This window comes from Neolewinella antarctica (assembly GCF_011927835.1).
GTDB classification, from domain to species: domain Bacteria; phylum Bacteroidota; class Bacteroidia; order Chitinophagales; family Saprospiraceae; genus Neolewinella; species Neolewinella antarctica.
In genome coordinates, this window is record NZ_JAATJH010000002.1 from 186,173 (window position 1) to 207,652 (window position 21,480).

At 55.6% G+C, this 21,480-nt stretch carries 19 protein-coding genes and 1 tRNA gene; 12 read left to right on the forward strand and 8 right to left on the reverse strand.

Features of this window, described 5'->3' with window-relative positions:
• The first annotated feature begins 23 nt into the window (after positions 1-23).
• On the forward strand, positions 24-1,100 hold the full coding sequence (gene hemH, locus GGR27_RS06100; RefSeq protein WP_168036535.1) for a ferrochelatase: 1,077 nt from the start codon (positions 24-26) through the stop codon (positions 1,098-1,100).
• A gap of 64 nt (positions 1,101-1,164) precedes the next feature.
• Here the strand turns inward: hemH and GGR27_RS20540 are convergent, their stop codons facing one another.
• Positions 1,165-1,608 carry a GxxExxY protein gene (locus GGR27_RS20540; protein ID WP_168036536.1) on the reverse strand — a complete coding sequence of 148 codons (444 nt, stop codon included), beginning with the start codon at positions 1,606-1,608 and terminating at the stop codon, positions 1,165-1,167.
• 213 nt (positions 1,609-1,821) lie between these two features.
• Here GGR27_RS20540 and mfd point away from each other — a divergent pair, with 213 nt between their 5' ends.
• Entirely contained in the window at positions 1,822-5,235 is a 3,414-nt protein-coding gene (mfd, locus tag GGR27_RS06110) for a transcription-repair coupling factor (protein ID WP_168036537.1), read from the forward strand.
• A 19-nt stretch (positions 5,236-5,254) separates the two neighbouring features.
• Here the strand turns inward: mfd and bioD are convergent, their stop codons facing one another.
• The 6 genes from bioD to GGR27_RS06140 all read right to left on the reverse strand — a co-directional run bounded on the left by bioD (position 5,255) and on the right by GGR27_RS06140 (position 9,225).
• Positions 5,255-6,007 (reverse strand): ATP-dependent dethiobiotin synthetase BioD, encoded by a 753-nt coding sequence (gene bioD, locus GGR27_RS06115; RefSeq protein ID WP_168036538.1) that lies wholly within the window; start codon positions 6,005-6,007, stop codon positions 5,255-5,257.
• A gap of 133 nt (positions 6,008-6,140) precedes the next feature.
• Positions 6,141-6,575, reverse strand: coding sequence for a MarR family winged helix-turn-helix transcriptional regulator (locus tag GGR27_RS06120; protein WP_168036539.1), 435 nt, complete (start codon positions 6,573-6,575; stop codon positions 6,141-6,143).
• A gap of 12 nt (positions 6,576-6,587) precedes the next feature.
• The gene (locus GGR27_RS06125) at positions 6,588-7,520 is read right to left on the reverse strand and encodes an alpha/beta fold hydrolase (RefSeq protein ID WP_168036540.1); all 933 of its coding nucleotides are present in this window, start codon (positions 7,518-7,520) and stop codon (positions 6,588-6,590) included.
• Positions 7,486-8,166, reverse strand: a complete 681-nt coding sequence (gene aat, locus GGR27_RS06130) for a leucyl/phenylalanyl-tRNA--protein transferase (RefSeq protein WP_168036541.1) — start codon at positions 8,164-8,166, stop codon at positions 7,486-7,488. The genes GGR27_RS06125 and aat overlap by 35 nt, the downstream gene beginning before the upstream one ends.
• A 255-nt stretch (positions 8,167-8,421) precedes the next feature.
• Positions 8,422-8,721 carry an ATP-dependent Clp protease adaptor ClpS gene (locus tag GGR27_RS06135; protein WP_168036542.1) on the reverse strand — a complete coding sequence of 100 codons (300 nt, stop codon included), beginning with the start codon at positions 8,719-8,721 and terminating at the stop codon, positions 8,422-8,424.
• 36 nt (positions 8,722-8,757) lie between these two features.
• Positions 8,758-9,225 (reverse strand): redoxin domain-containing protein, encoded by a 468-nt coding sequence (locus GGR27_RS06140; protein WP_168036543.1) that lies wholly within the window; start codon positions 9,223-9,225, stop codon positions 8,758-8,760.
• Positions 9,226-9,380: 155 nt separating this feature from the next.
• On the opposite strand from GGR27_RS06140, the gene GGR27_RS06145 reads away from it, so the two are divergent.
• From GGR27_RS06145 to def, 4 genes are all read left to right on the forward strand, one after another.
• Positions 9,381-14,153: a PKD domain-containing protein gene (locus GGR27_RS06145; protein ID WP_168036544.1), complete on the forward strand. Its 4,773-nt coding sequence runs from the start codon at positions 9,381-9,383 to the stop codon at positions 14,151-14,153.
• A complete protein-coding gene (locus GGR27_RS06150) occupies positions 14,153-15,358 on the forward strand; it encodes a PorP/SprF family type IX secretion system membrane protein (protein WP_262887710.1) in 1,206 nt (401 codons plus the stop codon). Before GGR27_RS06145 ends, GGR27_RS06150 begins: the two co-directional genes overlap by 1 nt.
• Positions 15,359-15,485: 127 nt before the next feature.
• Entirely contained in the window at positions 15,486-15,899 is a 414-nt protein-coding gene (ruvX, locus tag GGR27_RS06155) for a Holliday junction resolvase RuvX (protein WP_168036546.1), read from the forward strand.
• Positions 15,900-15,932: 33 nt separating this feature from the next.
• On the forward strand, positions 15,933-16,487 hold the full coding sequence (def, locus tag GGR27_RS06160) for a peptide deformylase (RefSeq protein WP_168036547.1): 555 nt from the start codon (positions 15,933-15,935) through the stop codon (positions 16,485-16,487).
• Between the two features lie 90 nt (positions 16,488-16,577).
• On the opposite strand, the gene GGR27_RS06165 is transcribed toward def, so the two are convergent.
• Positions 16,578-17,306 (reverse strand): ribonuclease H1 domain-containing protein, encoded by a 729-nt coding sequence (locus GGR27_RS06165; RefSeq protein WP_168036548.1) that lies wholly within the window; start codon positions 17,304-17,306, stop codon positions 16,578-16,580.
• Between the two features lie 71 nt (positions 17,307-17,377).
• Here GGR27_RS06165 and GGR27_RS06170 point away from each other — a divergent pair, with 71 nt between their 5' ends.
• From GGR27_RS06170 to GGR27_RS06195, 6 genes are all read left to right on the forward strand, one after another.
• A complete protein-coding gene (locus GGR27_RS06170) occupies positions 17,378-18,181 on the forward strand; it encodes a TatD family hydrolase (protein WP_168036549.1) in 804 nt (267 codons plus the stop codon).
• Positions 18,182-18,435: 254 nt separating this feature from the next.
• Positions 18,436-18,522: transfer RNA gene (locus tag GGR27_RS06175), tRNA-Ser, on the forward strand.
• 130 nt (positions 18,523-18,652) lie between these two features.
• A complete protein-coding gene (locus GGR27_RS06180; RefSeq protein WP_168036550.1) occupies positions 18,653-19,438 on the forward strand; it encodes a MotA/TolQ/ExbB proton channel family protein in 786 nt (261 codons plus the stop codon).
• A gap of 204 nt (positions 19,439-19,642) precedes the next feature.
• Positions 19,643-20,158 (forward strand): hypothetical protein, encoded by a 516-nt coding sequence (locus GGR27_RS06185; RefSeq protein WP_168036551.1) that lies wholly within the window; start codon positions 19,643-19,645, stop codon positions 20,156-20,158.
• Between the two features lie 24 nt (positions 20,159-20,182).
• Entirely contained in the window at positions 20,183-20,743 is a 561-nt protein-coding gene (locus GGR27_RS06190) for an ExbD/TolR family protein (RefSeq protein ID WP_168036552.1), read from the forward strand.
• 146 nt (positions 20,744-20,889) lie between these two features.
• Positions 20,890-21,369: an ExbD/TolR family protein gene (locus GGR27_RS06195; RefSeq protein WP_168036553.1), complete on the forward strand. Its 480-nt coding sequence runs from the start codon at positions 20,890-20,892 to the stop codon at positions 21,367-21,369.
• The last annotated feature ends 111 nt before the right edge of the window (positions 21,370-21,480 follow it).

Consider the following 21,480-nt stretch of genomic DNA (forward strand, 5'->3'; position numbering starts at 1 on the left):
CCCCCGGGCCGGTTTATGCACCTATGCACGTACAAGAACACTTCGGCAAAAAAGGCGTCCTGTTGGTTAATCTCGGTACCCCCGATGCCCCCACGCCCCGGGCCGTCAACCGTTACCTCGGCGAGTTTTTGACCGACCCACGCGTCATCGATAATCTCCCCGGCGCTGCCCAGCAAGTGCTCGTACGCGGCATCATCGCGCCGATCCGTTCCGGCATTGCCAACCCCTTCAAGACCGGCGGCTCCACCAAACTCTACCAGGAACTCTGGACCGAAAACGGTAGCCCACTGAAGTACTACGGTGAAATCCTCGCGAAAGAAGTCGCTAAATCGCTCGGTGACGAATACGAGGTCCGCCTCGCCATGCGCTACCAAAACCCCAGCATCGCCTCCGCCCTGAAGGAGCTACTGGACGCCGGCGTTAGTTCCGTCACCATCTTCCCCCTCTTCCCGCAGTACGCCAGCGCCACGACCGGCAGCGTCCACCAGGAAGTGATGCGTTTACTGAGTAAGGAACAGCTCATCCCCAACGTCAACCTCGTCAACAGCTACTACGAAAACCCCGCCCTGATCAAGGTCTTCGCCGACAACGCCCGCGATATGGGTGGCCTGGACGACTACGACCACATCATCTTTAGCTACCACGGTTTGCCACAACGGCAACTGAAGAAAGGTGATCCGTCCGATTGCTACTGTTACGCGGACGGCACGTCGAGCTGTTGTCACAGCATTCAAAAAGTGAACCAGTTCTGTTATTCCGCGCAGTGTTTTGCCACCACCCGCGCCATCGCCGCCGAGCTCGGTTTGGCGGAGGAGCGGTACACGACCTCTTTTCAATCCCGCCTCGGCTTTGACGACTGGGCGAAGCCTTACACAATTGACACCCTGGAAGATTTAGCCAAGGAAAAAGGCGCAAAACGCCTACTCTGTTTCAGCCCCGCCTTCGTCAGTGATTGTTTGGAGACGACGATTGAGATCGGGCTGGAGTACCAGGAAGAGTTCGAGGAGTGGGGTGGGGAGCACATTGATTTGGTGCCTTCTTTGAATGATGACCCGCGTTGGATTGCTGCTGTTGTTGAGATGATTCGGGTGGAATCTTGATTGCCTCCGGCGGTTTCCGGAGGACGAGAGAAGAAGGAAAAGGAGGGGGGAAGAAGAAGGGGTGTTATCCTGTTTTTTGAAGGTTAATCCGGTGGCGGTGGGAGTCGTAATTGTTGACTACTCGGTGAATGTTTTTCTTTAGTATGTCACAGTTGAAATTTACCAGTAGACCAACTTCTATACCAGTTAACTTTAGGTAGGATCTCAATTGAGTGAAAGCTATCGGGTGTAATTTTTCTACTGATTTGAGTTCAATAATGATTTGGTCTTCCACAATGAGGTCAGCGTAAAAAGCTATCTCTTCTCGGACGTATTGATTTGAGACAACAATCATCTTTTGGCGCTCGACGCGTAGACCTCTGTCTCGTAACCTTCCGGCCAAAGTAGCCTCATAGATTTTCTCAAATAGTCCCGGCCCGTAAGTAAAGTAAGTCTGATAAATTTCGTGTACCACGATCTGGCTGACCTCTTGGAGACTAAGCTTTTGTGTTTGTGTTATGTGCTTCATGTAATATCTGCTGTGTATTCAAAGCTAAGACAACTTCAATAAAAACACAAAATGTTTAGAACAAAAAATAAAAACATATTTCCTTAATTTACCTTTCTGTTTCCTCCTCTCTCCTCTTTTACCCTCCTCCCACCTCCTCCGGAAACCGCCGGAGGCACCCCGAAAAAGCACCAAACCCCAAACAGAAACCCAAACATCAAGGTTACACCCCCAATGCCAACACCCAACCCCGCCGAAGCAATCCTGACCCGCTACGCCGATAGCCCCCGGATCGCTGACCTAACAAAACACACCCGCGAAAACAAGGGCGCGCGCCTACAACTGAAGGGGCTAGCCGGTGCCCTCGAAAGCTTTTTAATCGCGGGAAGCTACCGCAAAGCGGGTGGCCACTACCTGATCGTAGCTACCGACAAGGAAGAAGCCGCCTACATCCAGAATACTATTTCCGCGCTGTTGCCCAAGAAGCAGATCCGGCTCATGCCCGATAGCTTCCGCCGGCCACTTTACTTCGAAGTGCTCGATCATACGAACGTGCTGCTGCGCACCGAGACGATCAACTACCTCACCCACTCCCGGTCCAAAGGGGAGATTGTCGTTACCTATCCGGAAGCCCTCTTCGAGCAAGTCGTTGCCCCGGCTGAGTTAACTAACGCGCGCATCGAGCTGACCAAAGGCGAGAACCTAGACGTAGATACCATCATCGAGATCCTCGTCGAATATGGTTTTAGCCGTCAGGAATTCGTCTACGAACCCGGCCAGTTTTCCATCCGCGGCGGTATCGTGGATATTTTCAGCTACGGCAACGAGTACCCCTACCGCATCGAGCTTTTCGATGAGGAGATCGAAAGCATCCGCACCTTCGACCCGATGGAGCAGCTCAGTCAGGATAATGTCGAATACGTCAGCATCGTCCCGAACATCAACACTAAGTTCGGGCGCGACCAGAAGACCTCCATCTTCGAAGTCCTCCCGGAAAACACGACCATCTGGATGAAGGACTTCCAACTCCTGATGGATAAGCTGAACGAAGCCTACGAAAAGGCCAATGCTTTCGCCAAAAACCTCACAATTGTCGACGACGAAGAGCTCAAGCAGCTGTTCAACGACCGCGCCTTTATCCGCCCAGGCGAAGTCCTCCAGGACGTGGAGGGCAAACCCATCGTCTTCTTTACCGACTACAAGCAGCCGATGAAGATGACCAAGACGATCGACTGCCGCGCCAAGCCCCAGCCGAGTTTTAACAAAAACATGGATTTGCTGATTCGTAAGCTGCTGGAAAATACCTCCGGCGGATTGACGAACTACCTCTTCGCCAGTAACCCCAAGCAGATCGAGCGTTTCTACTCTATCTTCAAAGACCTGGAAGCCAGCGTTCGCTTCGAACCGCTTAATTTGGCCATTCACGCCGGTTTTACCGATCCGGAAATGCAGGCGGCCTTTTACACCGATCACCAAATCTTCGAGCGGTACCACCGTTACCGTATTCGGAAGGGCTTTACCAAAGACCGTGCCCTTAACCTGCGGATGCTGCGTGACCTCAGCCCCGGCGACCTCGTCGTTCACCTCGACCACGGCGTCGGCCGTTTTTCCGGTCTTGAGAAACTGGAAGTTGCCGGTCGGACGCAGGAATCCGTCCGCCTGATCTACAAGAATAACGACGTGCTCTACGTCAGCATCAATACGCTCAACAAGCTTTCCAAATTCACCGGCAAGGAAGGTTCCCTGCCGCGCCTCGATAAGATCGGTGGCGACGCATGGAAGAACATGAAGGCGCGGACGAAGAAGAAAATGAAGGACATGGCCGGTGAGCTCATTAAGCTCTACGCCAAGCGCAAGGCCGCCCCGGGCCACGCCTTCCCGGCCGACGGTCATCTGCAAAATGAGATGGAGGCTAACTTCATGTACGAGGACACGCCCGATCAGCTAACTGCTACCAACGCCACTAAGGGGGACATGCAGAAAGATTACCCCATGGATCGGCTGATCTGTGGTGACGTAGGCTTCGGTAAAACGGAAATTGCGCTACGTGCTGCCTTTAAAGCTGCGGAGGACGGGAAGCAAGTGGCCATTCTCGTGCCCACGACAATTCTCGCCCTGCAGCACTACCGCACCTTCAAGGAGCGGCTCGAACCGTTTGGGATTGTTGTGGATTACGTCAACCGCTTCCGCTCGGCCAAAGAGAAAACGCAGATCTATAAAGATTTAAAGGAAGGTAAAATTGATTTAGTCATTGGTACCCACGCCATTCTCAGTAAACGGGTTGGCTTTAAGGACTTAGGTTTATTAGTCATTGACGAAGAACAGAAATTTGGCGTGAAGGCTAAAGAAAAACTGCGGTCGATTCAGGTTAACGTCGATACGCTTACGCTGACGGCTACGCCAATTCCCCGAACGCTTCAGTTCAGCCTCATGAACGCGCGGGATATGTCCGTTCTCCGGACTGCTCCACTGAATCGCCAACCGATTCACACCGAAGTCCGGCAATTTGATGAGGCGATTATTAAAGAAGCCATTGAAAACGAAGTATTTCGTGGCGGTCAGGCCTTTTTCGTTCATAACCGGGTGAAGTCACTGCAGGATATGGCCGTTATGCTACGGAAGCTTTGCCCTGATGTCCAGTTCGCCGTGGCGCACGGGCAGATGGACCCAAAGAACTTAGAAAAAACATTGATTGAATTTATCGATCGTAAGTTCGAAGTATTAATTTGTACGAATATCATTGAGACGGGTCTGGACATTTCTAACGCGAACACCATCATTATCAATAATTCCCATCAATTCGGCCTGTCCGATTTGCACCAATTGCGGGGTCGAGTGGGGCGGTCGAATAAAAAGGCTTATTGTTATTTAATTGCGCCACCGCTTTCCGTGCTCACCTCCGAGGCGCGTAAGCGTTTGCGGACCTTGGAGGAACACAGCGATTTGGGTTCCGGGTTCGATATCGCCATGAAGGATCTCGACATTCGGGGTGCGGGTAACCTGCTGGGTGGCGAGCAATCAGGCTTTATTTCCGATATGGGGTACGAGACGTACCAGCGTATTCTCGAGGAGGCCGTGCGCGAACTTAAACAGGGAGAATTCCGCGACGTTTTCGCCGAGCAGTTGCAGGAAGTTTCCAATTTCGTTACGGACGTGACCGTCGAGACGGATACGGAAATGCACATCCCGACGCTTTACGTGGAGAGTACGCAAGAACGGTTGCGGCTGTACCAGGAACTGGATAAATTAAGTACGGAAGAGGAACTTGCCAAGTTTGCTAGCGGACTGGCGGATCGCTTCGGTAAAATTCCCCGGGAAGTAGAGGAGCTTTTTGACGGTCTACGTCTGCGGTGGTTGTGTCGGGAGCTCGGTTTCGATCGCGTGGTGCTCAAGAATGACAAGCTCATCTGTATGTTCGTCGAGGATGCGCAGAGTCTTTACTACGAGTCACCCACCTTTGGGGCCCTGAACGATACACTGGCCAAAGATGGCGTGATGCGCGGTTTGAAGCTGAAGCAATCCACGCGTCGGCTATCCATGATTAAAAATAACGTCAAGTCGCTGGCCGCAGCGCAGGATGTGCTGGAAGGATTAGGAGCGAGAGTGCAAATGGTACTGAGTGAGGAGAAAGCTGAAGCGCTTTCTTAGGGTGGTAGGCGGTAGGAATTTAATCGATACTAAGACCTAGCTTTCTCCTGATTTCCTCGCTCTTGGTTTCCGATAGTTCGGTAAGCGTGGTTTGATTGATTTCTTTTAGCTCCGGTAACTCAATTAAGGGCCAGACGCCGGTCTGTTCGCCGATGATGCGGACGGTTTCGGGGCTGTCGCCGCCGGAGTAGATCAATCCCGCCAGTGGGATGTTTTGGCTCCGTAGGTACGCGATACTCAACATTGTGTGATTAATACTACCCAGGTAGTGACGGGATACGAGAATGACTTCGAGACCCAGGTATTTAATTAAATCCGCGACGGTTTCCCGGTCGTTGATTGGGACGAGTAAGCCACCGGCGCCTTCTACTAGTAAAGGTGCGCGGTCGTCCTGACTGAGTGCGGGGCCATCTAGCGCGTCGCCCCGATTGAGTGCGGGACTAGCTAGCGCGTCGCCCCGACTGAATGCGGGACTAGCTAGCGCGTTGCGCGTGGGGGAGGGAAGGGTGAAATCGGCCAGGTTTATTTGAACACCGTCGAGCGTAGCGGCGTAGTGGGGGCTGGCGGGGGTCCGCAGCGAATGGCGGACTGGGTGAAACCTTTCGGCGGGGCTGCCCGTCCAGGCCTTTACCCGGTCAGTATCCCCAAAATCCAGGTCGCCGGCCTGGATGGGTTTCCAGTAATCCGCGTCGAGGGCCAGTTGGAGAAAAGCGGAGGCTACCGTCTTACCGGCGTCGGTGTGAATACCGGAAATGAAGTAGGCTTTTTGCACGGGGCTTCTTTGTGTAGGGTTAAATTGTTACGCTGATCGGGGTTCAAATGACCTAATGGTAAAAAACCTTCGCGTAGTTTTGAAAGGCCCGGGCTGGTATATCTAAAAAACTTAGCACCCGCGCCCGCGCCCACTACGCAAAATTATCCCGAATGGTGTCGAGAATACGTGACAACTCGTCGTGGTCCCCCTCCGTCAGCCCACCCCAGGTTTGAATGCGGAGTTCCTTTACGAGCGGATTGAGGACCGAATGCGTTTCCTCTCCGTACGCCGTTAGCGCGATCTGGTAGCGGCGGCGGTCGTTCGGAAAGCGGGTGCGCGCAACGAACTCTTTCTTGGTGAGTTTATCGATGATGCGTGAAACGGTCGGGGCATCCTTGAAGGTTCCGTTCGCCAAATCCGTCTGGCTCGCCGGGCCGTTATTGGAAAGGTGGTCGATCAGCACCCACTGTTCCGGCGTGAGGTTGTAGCCGGCCTCACGGAACGCGCGCTGGTACATGGCTTTCATGAGCCGCGTGGTGCGGTCCAAAAGGGTGCCGACGTTTTCGTAGGCGAGGGGTTCTTGCACGGGGGGGCAGTGTTAGTTTCCCCGGCGAAGGTAATAGTCACGGAGCAATTGCTCCGGCAGCCAGTGGCTACCACTGTACGTCACCACGTTGACGGAGGGCAGCGGGCCGTAGAGCGCGGAAAGTCGGTTGAGGTCCAGCAGCGGGTCGCGGTCGCCCGTGAAGACGGTCGCGGTGATGCTTCTGTTGGTAAGCGTGTCCTCCAGTTCTTCCGGGCTCGGTGGGAAAAGTAGGACACTCCGCAAACTACCCGCCAGGCGGCGGCGGAAAGTGCCATCCTTTAGATTGTACTCAAGGTATTCCGCCGAATACTTGTTGATGACGCCCCGCTTACGCAGCCAGTTACTGAGCTTGACGACACCCCGGGGGCGTTCGGACAGCATGGCGAGCGGCTTGACGAGGGCCGAGGGCAGGGTGTCGATCCAGTTGGTGTAGCGACCGCCGGCGCCGTCCGGGGCGACGAGGGCCAGATCCATGATCTTCGTGTGGTCCAGAAAGGGAAGCACGTTACTCAGCACGCGCCCGCCGAGGCTGTGCCCCAGTAAGTACACCTCCCGGTTAGGGTATTCTTTGAGTAGCTGGTTGAACATCGTGCCGATCTGCCGGGGCCGGTACCGCTGGTCGACCCACTCCGACTTACCGTGAAAAGGTAGATCGGGGGCAAAGGTGGTGAAGTGGTCACCGAGCGCGAGAGCGAGCCGCTCCATGCGCCGCCCGTTGCGGCCGAACCCGTGAAGGGAAATCATGATCTTACCGCCCCGCCCGTACTGACGGACGAAGAGTCGGTTCTTGGTAATCGGAGCGTCCAGGGCTTCGCGGCCTTCGGTAGTAAGAAAAAAATCGATGGGGTAGTAGCTTATGTGGAAGAGTAAACGGCCGGGAACGGCCAGAGTTATCCACCGGCCGCAAAAATCATACCCACTTGCCCCGGATGGTCTCCTCTTCATTGATCATTCCTACCTGATTGAGAAATTCCGCACGGGAAATATTTTCTCCCCCCAGACTGGTCAGGTGTTTGGTGGCTTGCTGGCAGTCGATGAGGCGAAATCCGTCCGCCAGCAAGTCACGCACCAAGGTGATGAAACCAAACTTACTGGCGTTCGGCCGGTGGTGAAACATGCTTTCCCCGAAGAACATCTTGCCCATCGCCATGCCGTAGAGACCGCCAACGAGTTCTTCCCCTTCGTAAACTTCCACGCTGTGCGCGTAGCCGGCTTCGTGCAGCACGAGGAAACCCTCTACCAACTCATCCGTAATCCAGGAACCCAATTGTCCGGCGCGGTAAGTATCGCGGCAGTGCTGCATCACGTCCGCGAAGCGGGTATCGTACTTAACGGTGTACTTAGCCTGGTTAAAGTAAGGCCGCATACTCTTGCTGACCCGCAGTTTTTCCGGGTAGATAACAAAGCGTGGGTCGGGGTGCCACCAGAGGATGGGGTCGCCCTCGCTGAACCACGGGAAGTAGCCGAGTTGGTAGGCCGCCAGGAGGCGCTCCGGGCTCAGGTCGCCGCCGAAGCAAGCCGGGCCATTGCCGGAGGTGCGTAGGGGATCGGGGAAGAGTTCGGGGTGGCGGTTGTTTAGGCGGTAGAGCAAGGGGGAAGGTTGGTCTTTGGTCTGGGGTCTTTGGTCTGTAGGCTTGGTCTACAATTTATGGCTTGTTGATTTACAAACGCTCAAAGAAGACTTGGGGAATACGGTTGTATCACTGTGTAAATAATAAAACCAAAAGCAGCTCAAATACGATCTTCCCAGACCCCAGACCCCAGACCCCAGACCCCAGACCCCAGACCCCAGACCCCAGACCCCAGACCCCAGACCCCAGACCCCAGACCCCAGACCCCAGACCCCTTACCGATCCTCAATAACCGCCGAAAGCCCCCGGTCCACCAACGCCTCCTTCTTAGGGCGCAACTCAGACTTAGGTGCGGACTTAACCGTAGCCTTCCCTTTCAGGTGAATTAGCAACGCGAGCTGTTCGCTCTGGGCGTTGGTGTGGCCCAGGATCTCCTCGAATGATTTCATCACCCAATTGAACGTATTGTGGTCGTCGTTATAAACGATCAGGTCGGCGGGGGTGCCGGAGTCAACGTCGATATCCTCTTCGAGGAGAACTTCGGTATCGGTGTCAGTGGAACTAGCGTACAACATGCTGTGGATTACCTTTTTATACGGTGATTCAAACGACTAGCAAGCCGCTAAGGTTTCCCGAATCGCCCTGAAATTAGGCTGGTCGCCGGCGTTTTCCAGTACTTCGGCGTACCGCACCACGCCTTCCTTGTCGATCACGAATGCGGACCGTTTGGAGACGCCCTCCATCCCGAAGGCGAAAGTGTCGTAAAGGGAGCCGTACTGGCGGCTGACTTCCTTGTTAAAGTCGCTCAACAGGGGGAAGTTGAGTTTCTCCAGTTCCTTGAATTTTGCCAACGTGAAAGGGCTATCGACGCTGATGGCCAGCACGTCGGATTCCATTTTGTTGAAGTCCGCCAGCGCGTCGCGCATCGTGCAGAGTTCTTCGGTGCAAACACCCGTAAAGGCAAGGGGGAAGAACAGGAGCGTGACGTTGCGCCCGGCGTAATCGGACAGGGAAACTTCCTTGGTGTCGGAGGCGTGGAGGGTGAAGAGGGGGGCTTTGTCGCCGGTTTTTAAGCTCATAATGAAAGGGGTTTGGCGCAAGGTACGCTGGATTTTAATGCAACTCTCCGTACCGTTTCCCCATTTGACCCCGTGACCTGCGGAAAGGTGGGTTACTTTTGCGGTCGCCTTGCACGGATGTTTAGTCTTCACTTTAGTATTTCAGCTCAAACAACATGTTAAAAACCATCTTCACCAGCCTGGTGCTTACCGTGCTATTCGTGAACGGACATGTTTCCGCGCAGAACGCACCGACGGTACAAGTATGCTCCGGGAGGCAAGTCGTCTGCCTGAGTAAAACGGATACGTTCTACACGCTCTGCGCCCGGGTAATTATCGACCCGTTGTACACCGAGACAATTGAAAGGATCGAACTGGCCTGGGGCAACGGTGAGACGGGAATGGTGGCCAATACGACCACCACCTCCGAGCAATTTCACGAGTACGATTTTCGCGACATACTGACCACCTGCGTGGCCAGCGATCGAAGACGAATAACGATTAAGACGTTTATCGTGGGTAGTACCGTGCCGGAGGAAAATGAGATCCCGGTCACGTTTCTCAGCCCCCCGCGCGCTGAATTTCGAGATTTCCCCCCCACGGTATGTGTCGGGCAAGAAACCTTTTTCGCCGATAAAGTATGCCCCACCGGGGTGAACCGCACCTATGATTTTGGCGAGGGGTTTACCAGCGTCCCGAGCTACACGTTCACGGAACTCGGTACTTTTCCGATAACTATTCGGGCGGAAAATGAATGTGCCGCGGATTCGATTACGCGCACCGTAACCGTAATTGACGCACCAGTGGCCGTCGCGCGGCCGGATTCAGGCCTGGTGGCGGACACCGCACCCTTCAACGTCTGTCGCAACGGCGATGCCACCGTCCGGCTGACCAGTGGTGGATCCATCGGCATCGACACCTACCGTTGGACGGTGAGTGGAGTCGGCGGAGTAATTGAAAATAGCCGCCGTAGAAACACCCGGGTCACTTTCAGTCGGGACGGAATCTACACGGTAACGCTGCGCGGCGTCAACGAAAGCTGTAACGAGACGGTAGACTCTTCTTTTCAAATCGAAGTACGCTCCGGCGTCATCAATCGGTTAACCCCCCAGCCCGATGCTTGCGAAAGTCTCGCCTACACCCCCGATCCCTTCCTTCCCGCACTGGAATACACGGTGGACGGCGCGCTGGTCACCAATTTCCCCGTCAACCTCGGCCTCGGTCAGTACACCGTCACCGCCCGGTTACGCGACCCCGATCCATTCTGTGGAGATCAGGAGCCGGCGGTGGACGTTTTTCGGGTCAACCCCGCCACGACCGCCGTTATTAACGCGACCGACTCCACGCTCTGCGATCAGGACGTCGCCTACCGGCTGACCGCTAATTTACCCGGCGACTTCTGGCGCATTGACGGAACCCCCTTCGACGGAACGATCGACCCCGGAAGCCTGGCGCCGGGTACTTACCGCGTCAGTTTCGGGGACCCGCCCTGCGTGGTGGCGGATGAGATCACCGTCGTCATCGTCGGGTCCGCGATCACGGGGGCTACCGACCGGGAGCTCTGTGCGGACGATGGCGTAATTCAATTTAACGTGCAGCCACCGGGCGGTACTTATTCGGACGCGGCGGGGCTGGTGAGTGCCGGCGGTAGTTTCGACCCCGGCGCGGCGGGCATCGGCGAGTACGTCGTCACGTACCGGGTCGACGGGCTGGCTAACCTGGCGCGTTGCTCCAACGAGGCCTTCTTTACCGTCCGGGTAGCGGAGTTAGTTGCTTCCTTTGCGGTGGACGACTGCGACGGTAACGAGGTCAGTTTTAGCGTACCAGACGGCCTCACGTTCGACCGGGCGGAATGGGATTTTGCCGGGCTCGGTACCGCACGGGGGGAGAACCCAACCTTTACCTTTCCGGCGGCCGGTACTTACGACGTCACGCTCACCGTCATGCGCGGTCCGTGCGTCGCCGAGTCCGTCCAACAAATCACCATTGCACCCGCGCCCGCGCCCGCCTTTTCCCTGACTTTTGCCCCGGATAGCTGTACGGTGCTGGACGTAGCGATCAACAACCAATCCGCCGCCGGGGCTAGTCTGACGTACAACTGGCGGCTGGACGGCGTAACTTTTTCCACCGACCCCAACCCCGGTCCACTACAACTAACGGCGGTCGCTACGCCGGAAATTTACGAGATCGAATTGGTGCTGAACAACGGCTGCGCGGAGCGGACCATCAGCGAGGCCGTGACCGTTTTGCCCACGCCGGTCGCCAGTTTCACGACCAACGGCGCGCCCTACTGCTCGGGCGATACGGTAGCAATATCCAACTCCAGATTTGCCGGCGCGAGTAGTTACGAATGGACGCTGAACGGTGCCACGGTGGGTACGGAGCTGGCGGCACCGGTGATCGTGTACGACACGGACGTGGTCGATTCCATCAACGTCTGCCTCGTCGTCAGCAGCAAGTGCGCCAGCGATACCACGTGCGAGCGCCTGGAAATATCGCCCACGGAAGTCCAGGCGTTCTTCGGCCTTCCCGGCACGGTCTGCGCGGGTGATTCCTTTGACATCAGAAGTGGCGCGAGCGCGGGTGCCGGGTTTTTGTACGTGATCGATGGCGATACCATCACGGGGGCGGAAAACCAGCGTTGGGCTTTTGGCGGGCCCGGACAATACCGTATTGAGCAAAAAGTGTTTGGCAAGTGCGGAGTGGATAGTTACGTGGACTCGATCGTGGTCGTCCCGAGCCCGCAGGCAGCGTTCGCGGGGCCCGTATTTGGCTGCCCCGGCGAAGAAATTACGTTTCAAAGCCAAGGCTCCGGAAACGTCGATTACCGTTGGGACTTTGGGGACGACAGTTCTCCACAGAACAGCGCCGCCGTCGGCCACGTCTTCGACAGTTCGGGTACTTACCAAGTATGCCTGACGGTAACTTCCCTGCTACCGGACGGCTGTTCCGGCCAACAGTGTTCCACCATCACCATTAACGCCGCCCCCGTTGCCGACTTCACCGTAGCGGATAGTACCTGCCTCGGCGACCCAACCACCTTTGCTTCGGTCGCCGGTGTGGGGTTAGCCTGCACGTTCGTCTTTGACGGTGGGGAAACTCAGGACAACTGCGCGGGTACTTATACTTACCCAACCAGCGGCCCGCAAACCATCACGCAGGTCGTGACCGATAACCAAACCGGCTGCCGGGATACCCTGTCACAACCGCTCTTCATTCGTCCGCTCCCGACACCCTCCTTCGACGTAGTAACGGCGAATGCTTGTAACCCCGATAGTGTCCTGTTTGCCAACACCACGCCGGACGCAACCGGTTACCGCTGGGAATTCGGCGATGGAGAAATGTCCTCACTTACCAGCCCGGTCCATTCCTACGGTGCGCCAGGAGTGTACGAAGTGCAGCTAACCGCTTCGATCGGTGGGCTCTGCACCCAAACCGTCTCTCGCTCGCTAACCATTAACGAGACGCCGGTGGCGGACTTCACCCCGTCCGCGACGGAAGTTTGCCTGGGCGAAACGATCACCTTTACCGGCGCGAGCGGCGTGGCCATCACGGATTACGCCTGGTCTTTCGGGGACGGCAGCGTCGGTGTCGGTACCGCGATCGACTACAAATACCCCGCCGCCGGAGAGTACCGCGCGCAACTCGTGGTGGGTAACGGTGAACTGTGCTCCGACACGCTAACCGTCCCGATCACGGTCAACCCCGCCGTTACCGGGCAAATCGTTCAGACCGGAGAAATCTCTTGCTTCGACGACGCGGTCGCTTCCCTCACGGCGACGGCGGAGGGCGGAAGCCCGGACTTCGCCTATACCTGGTCGACCGGGGATAATTCCGCGACGGTCACGGACTTGCCCGCGGGCGATTATTCCCTGACGGTCGTAGACGCCAAAGGCTGCCAAACGGAACTGACGAGCGCGGTCGCACAGCCGGCGCGTCTGGAGGCAGGGGCAGTTATCGGGCGCGTCACCTGCTCCGGCGGGTCGGACGGCCGGATCGAAGTGAACGTGACCGGTGGGGTAGCCCCCTACGGGATCACGACTGATAGCGTCGCGGTAGCCGGCCCACTCGAAAACTTAACGGCCGGCGACTACGAATTTCAAATTAGCGACGGAAATGGCTGCCTGGTCGATCGGGTAGTCACCGTTCCGGAGCCCGCTCCGCTCGTGGTGGTGGATTCGCTGGAACAGATCAGTTGTTTTGGGGAGAACGACGCCGTGCTCGGTGTTTCCACGCTTGCCGGAGGGACGGCCCCGTACGTGCTTTCGCTAACTGGGCCGGACTACGCCGAATCCGGCGTAGGGAGAAGCCGGTTCAGTAATCTTCGGCCGGGTTTATACGCTTTTGAGGTCACTGATTCCGCCGGTTGTTTCGAGATCTTCGATCTGGCGGTGATCGAGCCCGATTCCGTGGGGGTGGACATCGTGGAAGACAGCGTGATGATCGACCTGGGGCAATCCGTCGTGTTGGAAACCCGCTTTACGGCAAACGCCTCGGTGTTCGAGTGGCAACCGCCGTTCGGCCTGGACTGTACGGACTGCCCGGTACCGGTCGCCTCCCCGCTGATCAGCCGGAATTACTTCGTAGAGATCACGAACGAGTTTGGCTGTACCGGCCGGGACAGCGTTTACGTTGACGTACTCATCGACCGGGAAATATTCTTACCGAGCGGTTTTACGCCGAATGGAGACGGCCGGAATGACGTCTTCCGGGTGCGCACGAAGTTTCCGGACGGTATTTTACAAATCAACCACTTTCGGGTGTTCGACCGCTGGGGTGGGCTGATTTTTGAGCGGCGGGAGCTGCCGCCCAATGAGGAAACCTTTGGTTGGGACGGGACGAAGGGCGGCGTGGCGGCCGGCCTGGGGGCTTATACCTACCAGTTGGAGGTTATTTACGTCGACGGGGAACGGAAGACGATCACGGGTACCGTTAATTTGATTCGCTGATGAAGTACCTTAATAATAATCCACCCGCAGCATCCTTTCTTTTACCACAAAGGACACAAAGGACACAAAGATCACAGAGGAGAAACGCCCTTTGTGTTCTCCGTGCCCTTTGTGGTCGAAAACCCGACGAGAGGTTCGATCATAAATGCTGGGTGTTTCTTGTGGCAGTGATGTTCTCGTTATCTGTTTCAGGGCAGGAGGAGCACTTTTCCGACTACACGAACGCGCCGCTGGTGCTGAATTCCGCCTACACCGGTTTCATCCCCGGAGAGCACAATTTGCGGGTCAGCACCATCCTCCGCGATCAGTGGAGCAGCTCGCTGGAGGGCAATGCATTTCGGACGGTTGCCGCCGCCGTGGATGGCCGAATCTGTGGAACGGAGCCGGGGGATTATTTCGGTCTGGGCGCTCGAATACTGGCCGACTGGCAGGGTGAACCGACCATCAAAACCACGGCCGCTTACCTGAGCGGGGCCTACACCAAATCGCTGGGTGGCCGGGGCAACAAGCCGACGATGCTGCTGGGGCTGGGGGCGGAGATCGGGGTGATCGGGTACAGCCTGGAACTGGCCGACCTTACGTTCGACGACCAGTTTGACGACCCCAATATCCCCGACGAGGTATTCAGCCGGAGTGCCCCGCTGGTGCTCGACTACGGCGTTGGCGGTCACTTTTACTACGACGACAAGAACAGTTCGCTGCGGCAGTGGCGGGTAGCGGTGGCGGTTAAGCACCTGAGTGAGCCGGAACGGGGCTTTTTGCAGAACGAGCTAACTAGTTTGACGTCAAGCGATTCTTCTTCCGTGCTGAAGCAGCGGTACAACGTGCAGGGCGGAACCACGCTGATGCTGCGGGGCCGGAAGTCGCTGACGTTTCAGGGGGTTTACAGTTGGCAGCGGCCGCACAACGAGTTGCGCGTCCAGGTGGAGTTTAACTTCATCAAGCGCGGGCAGCTTGACCCCGATAATAAATTCTTTACGGTCGGGGCGGGCTACCGACTCAACGACGGGGTTAACGGACTGAGTTCCGAGTCGGTCGTGCTGCTCACGCGGTTTTACCACGAGAACTTCGTGGCCTCCCTCACGGCGGACGTTAACGTTAGCAAATACAGCTCGATTACCCGCGGTCTGGGTGGGCTGGAACTCGGGGTGAGTTATTTCTTCGGTACCGGTGGCGGCGGATGTTTCTATTGTCCAAGAATATAGAGTCGCGCCCAACCTCCCGTGCCTTTATAAAACAACTCTGCACCTGCGTCCGCGCCAGCTGGTCCCGCACCCGCGACCGCGCCTAACCAAAAAACGTTCTGAGGCGTTGGGGAGGGAAAGCAAACTAATGCCCCGCATTCTGGCCATTGATTACGGCTCCAAAAAGTGTGGCCTCGCCGCTACCGACCCGTTGCGCATCGTCGCCAACGGCCTGGAAACCGTCCCGACCTGGCGGCTACTCGACTGGCTGGAGAAATACCTGGCTACGGAAGAAGTCACGGACTTAGTAATTGGCGAAAGCCTGCACAAAGACGGCACCCCCAACAAGATCAACGATGAAGTCATCGGTTTCGAACGCAAATTTGCCAAGCTATACCCGGCAATTACGCTGCACCGTCAGGACGAATACCGCAGCTCCAAACGCGCCGTGGAGGCGATGATCGCCATGGGCGTGCCCAAAATGAAGCGCCGGCAAAAAGAGCGCGTCGATAAGTTGGCCGCAACTATCATCCTGCAAGATTTTATGGAAAGCTTGCGCTAATTATCTTTGCGGCGAATACTGAACTCTCTCTACATGATTCTTCCCGTTTACGCCTACGGGCAACCCGTTTTGAAAAAAGTTGCCAAACCCATTACCCCCGAGTACGCCGGCTTCGAGACCCTCCTCGCCAACATGTGGGAAACCATGGAAGCCGCCCACGGCGTCGGCCTGGCTGCCCCCCAAATTGGTAAAAGCATCCGCATGTTCCTCATCGACGCCGGGCCGATGTACGACGAAGCCGAAGCGCACCTCGGTAAGAAGGGCGTATTTATCAACGCCGAAATCCTCGAAGAAGCCGGTGACGACTGCTCCTACACCGAAGGCTGCCTCAGCATCCCCGACATCACCGGCGACGTCGCCCGCGCCGAAGAAATTACCATCCGCTATCAGGACGAGAACTTCGTCGAGCACACTGAAACCTTTGACGGCATGAACGCCCGCGTCATCCAGCACGAATACGACCACATCGAGGGCATCCTGTTCACCGAGCACCTCAAACCCCTCAAGCGGCGGATGATTAACCGGAAGCTAGAGCGGATTCGCAAGGGGGAGACGGATGCGGCTTACCGGATGAAGTTTGTTCGATAGTATGACAGTAGGTGCTTTGGACTAGTTTGATAGTATGGTAGTAGCTACCGCGAGCGGGACTACCATACTGCGCGTAGCGCTACTACCATACTATTTTCGGCCAAAATCCGCCGGAATCTCCCCCCAACCCCGCGTATTCCACTTATAAATAGGGTTCGTCACCGGGTTCGCCTTCAGCCATTCTTCCGCCTTGACGATGTATTCGTAGAGGTTTTCCGTCTTTTTTCCCCGCTTCAGCGTCGTTTTGCACTTCTTTTTCTTGACCCAGCCGATCGCGATTTGCGAGTCGCTGTAGATGGGGAGCTCAGGTTGTTCCTGCGCCTTCAGGAAGGCGAGGGCGTGGACGAGGGCGAGAAATTCGCCGATGTTGTTCGTTCCCAGGGGGAAGGCGCGGTGGAAAAGTTGCTTTTTACCGGTGGTCGTGACGCCCTGGTACTCCATTTTGCCCGGGTTGCCGGAGCAGGCGGCGTCGACGGAAATACTGTGGCTCAGGATCGTGGGCGTCGTGGGCGCGTTGCTCTTGCGGGTAGAGGGTTTGCGCGGCCGTCCCGACTGAGTGCGGGACTCGCTATGGCTTCGCGGGTGCAGGGTAGACTCGCTATCGCTGCGCGGGTGCGGGGTGGAGTTGCTAGCAACGGCTGCGTTCATGTACCGCTGGAAACCACCATCGTACGCGGCTTCGGCTTGCGCCCGGCCGGGGAATGATTTATACTTTGCACCTTTGTATCCGTCCACTTGCTGTTTTGCTTGTGGCCAGGTCGTGTAGACGCCCGGCACGTGCCCGAGCCAGACTACGTAGAACTTTTTTTGTTTCGCCATGCGGCAAAGGTAAAACGGCGGCGGGCTTTCGTCCGCCAATACACTCTGCTTCCGCATCTCCCCCAGACCAAATGTTGATCGATACCCACACCCACCTCTACAGTAGCAAATTCGCGCCCGACCGCGCCGCGATGATGGCCCGCATCCCCGCCGCCGGCGTCGCGCTTTCCATCATGCCCGCCATCGACTCCACCAGCCACCGGGCGATGCTAGACTTGGAAGCGGACTATCCGGAAAGTACGCTGTCCATGATGGGCCTCCACCCGGTAAGCGTGAAGGATAACTACGAGGAAGAGCTAGCCATCGTGCGCGGCTATCTGGATTCCGGCCGTACTTGGGTCGCCATTGGTGAGATCGGGATGGACCTTTACTGGGACAAAACCTACCAAAAACAGCAGGAAGCCGCCTTTTTGACCCAGTGCGCCTGGGCGATCGAGTTCGACTTGCCCATCTGTATTCACGCCCGGGATTCGATTGACGAGCTGTTGGTATTGATCGAAAGGGTAGGGGACGAAAAGCTCCGTGGCGTCTTCCACTGCTGGACGGGCAGTACCGAACAGGCGAACCGCGCCGTCAGCCTTGGCTTTTATTTGGGCATTGGCGGCGTGGCCACTTTTAAAAACGGTGGGATCGGGCCGAGTATCGAACAAGTCGCACACGATCGGCTTTTGCTTGAGACGGACGCGCCCTATCTTGCCCCCACCCCTTACCGGGGAAAACGCAACGAGACGGCCTACCTGCCAAAAGTAGCCGATAAGGTTGCGGAACTCTGGAAAACTTCCGTTGCGGAAGTCGCCCGGCAAACGACCACCAATGCGTGGCAACTGTTTGACTTAGACCGTTTTGCGCACCCGGATTTACCCTGGGTGAAGTAAAACGACCGAAGAGAATAACTATTTATATCGCTCATTACCGATATAAATTTTGTTTTGTTGATGCTTTTTGCAATTTTTGCGACTACTGCGCAGCTACGACCGACAAACGTAGCTTGTACATCGACCAGGCACGAATGCGTGTCGGTCACGTAATAACATAACGGCTGGTTTGCCCACATTCAGCCAGGATTTAGAGAACGGCAAGCCAGGCTTAGTTAAAAGGATACGGAACGTAATTTTTCCGTACCACATCAGGAGGGGTGCTCGAGTGGCTGAAGAGGTGCGCTTGGAAAGCGTATAGGCGGGCAACCGTCTCGAGGGTTCGAATCCCTCTCTCTCCGCACTGATGAACGGGGGCTGACTTTGGTTGGCCTCCGTTTAATTACTAATTTGTTGGCCCACGGCTTTGATCGGCCAGCAATGTTTCTTTACTTCACACACAAATTTTTACCGTCAACCCAAATTATGGCTATGCGAAACCTTAACAAGATACTGGCTGCTTTCGCGCTGGTGCTCATTTCCGCCGGCAACCTGCTGGCTCAAGACGAAGTCGCCGAAGCTAGCGGCTACCAGATCCTCAAGAAGTACTTCATCGACGGTGACTGGCGCTTCATGGCGATCGTGCTCGTCTGTTTGATCCTCGGCCTGGCCTTCTGTATCGAGCGCATCATTACGCTCAACCTCGCATCCACGAACACGGATAAGTTGCTTTCCCGCATCGGTGAGCGCCTCGAAGCAGGTGACGTCGCTGGTGCCCAGGAAGTAGCTAAGTCCACCGCCGGCCCCACCGCCAGCGTCCTTTACGAAGGACTTCGCCACGCCGACGAAGGCCCCGACGCAGTCGAAAAAGCCATCGTTTCCTACGGTTCCGTTCAGATGGGCTTACTCGAACGCGGCCTCGTTTGGATCTCGCTCTTCATCGCCATCGCACCGATGCTCGGTTTCATGGGTACGGTAATTGGTATGATCCAGGCCTTTAACAAGATCGAGACGGTTGGTGACCTTTCCCCCGCGGTTGTTGCCGGTGGTATTAAGGTAGCCCTCCTGACCACGGTATTCGGTCTCGTTGTCGCCATTATCCTCCAGATTCTTTACAACTACATCGTCAACAAGATCGACGGCATCGTAAACCGGATGGAAGATGCTTCCATCGCCCTGGTGGACACCATGGCTACGACCAACGTTTTCCGCCCGACTACCGTAGTCGCCGGTACGACGCGCCCCGGCACGACCGGCCCGACGACCGTCATCAAATAACCAAATCCTTTATCTATTCCCACGGTGTCGAATAATTAAATAGTTCTTCACGCACCAAAATGGGCTTAGTTTCAATCTTACGTTTGTGGGGTTATCAGTCTTCACGGCCGGTTACCGCTCAGGCGTAAGATTGGCTGAGGTCCATCGCTTCGGTGCTTACTATTTCACCCCCGACCCCCTGGGATAATTTCCAATGCTAATTCTATGTACGATTTTCTAAATAAGTACGGTCAGGCGCTGGCTTTTGGACTTGGGCTTTTGGTAGTTGTCATCTTTATGGTCAGCATCTTCGGTGCACCCGCCGCAGAGATCGACGTACTGACAAACGATCAGGTTAAGGGCGCGGAGAAATACGCGACCAGCGCATTTGACTTCGGTATCTACGCCTCCATCGGTCTCATCATCGTTGCCTTCATCGCCGCGATCGTTTTCGGACTCGCGCAGGTAGCTTCTGATCCATCGGGTTCTCTTAAAGGAATCATCGGTGCGGTACTGCTGCTCGTCATCTGTTTTATTTGCTACTCCGTAGCTAATAACGACGTCACTCAGGAATCCGCAGCGATTCAGAACTCCATCAATAAGTTCAATACGGACCAGCAAGCTGATTTTGACGGAGGCACGCTGAAGTTTGTCAGCGGATCCATTATTTCCGCCGTTGTTCTCGTCGGGCTGTCCATTCTTGCCCTGATCGGCTTCGGCATCCGGGGTATTTTCAAATAATCAACTTAAACGTCCCCCACTACCATGGCCAAGACCAAGACTAGAGACCGGATGAATAATGAGATCAACGCAGGCTCAATGGCGGATATCGCCTTCTTGCTGTTGATCTTCTTCCTGGTCACCACCACCATTGCGGAGGATAAAGGCATCCTCGTAAAATTGCCGCCGTGGTCTGACGAGGAGCCGGATATCACGAAGCTCAAAGAGCGGAACGTATTCTCCGTTCTCGTGAATGCGCAGAACGATTTGTTGGTACGCGATGAGCCGATGAAGATCGGTCGTCTTCGTGAAGCTGCCAAAGAATTCATCCGTAACCCACAAAGGCTGGAGAATATGTCCGAGGCACCCAATAAGGCTATCATCTCCCTAAAGAATGACCGTGGCACGGAGTACGATACGTACCTCGCCGTCTACAATGAACTCAAAGGAGCTTATGATGAACTTTGGGAAACGGAGGCACAGAAACGGTATGGTACTCCTTACTCGGAAGACATGCCATTTGCGCAACGCAAGGCCATCAAGACGGAAATTCCGATGGTACTTTCCGAAGCCGAGCCCACTAACTTCGGCGAGGAAGATAATTAAGTGAAGTAAAAAGTTTACGGGGGAAGCCGTACCGAACACGGCTGCGTGCTTCCCTTTTTTTGCTTTTCTCTATTTCCACCAAAACGGATGCTCCGTGCATCTAAGAATTGTATTCAAAGACAGTTCACCAAAACATAAGCAACACCATGGCTAAGTTCTCTAAAAAACGCGGCAAGGCGAGCCCAAAAGTCTCTACGGCATCTCTGCCGGACATCATTTTCATGTTGCTGTTCTTCTTCATGATGGTAACTGTCCTGCGAGATTCTACGCTTAAGGTAGCCGTCAACACGCCAGAAGCTACCCAGCTGACGAAGCTTGAAGAAAAGTCCCTCGTCAACTACATTTATATTGGTCGGCCAACAATTCAGTATCGAGATTTATACGGTACTGCTCCTCGTATCCAGTTGGGCGACAAAATTTCTATTGTAGATGATATTCCACTGTTTTTGGAGCAGCACAAGGTAAAGCTACCGGAAGCCAAACGTACTCAAATCACCTCTTCCCTCCGCGTTGACGGCGAAGTAACGATGGGTATTGTTCAGGACGTAAAGACCAAACTGCGTAAGTCCAATCAATTGAAAATCAACTACTCCGCCGGTTCCCGGTCGGGTAAATTGGAGAACTAAGTTCGTTTTCCATCAAGCATGAAAGGAAAGGCCACGCTCAGTATTGAGCGTGGCCTTTTTAGCTTTATGGCCTGCTTTCTTGTACTTTAATAACGGCCGCGAGAATAACCC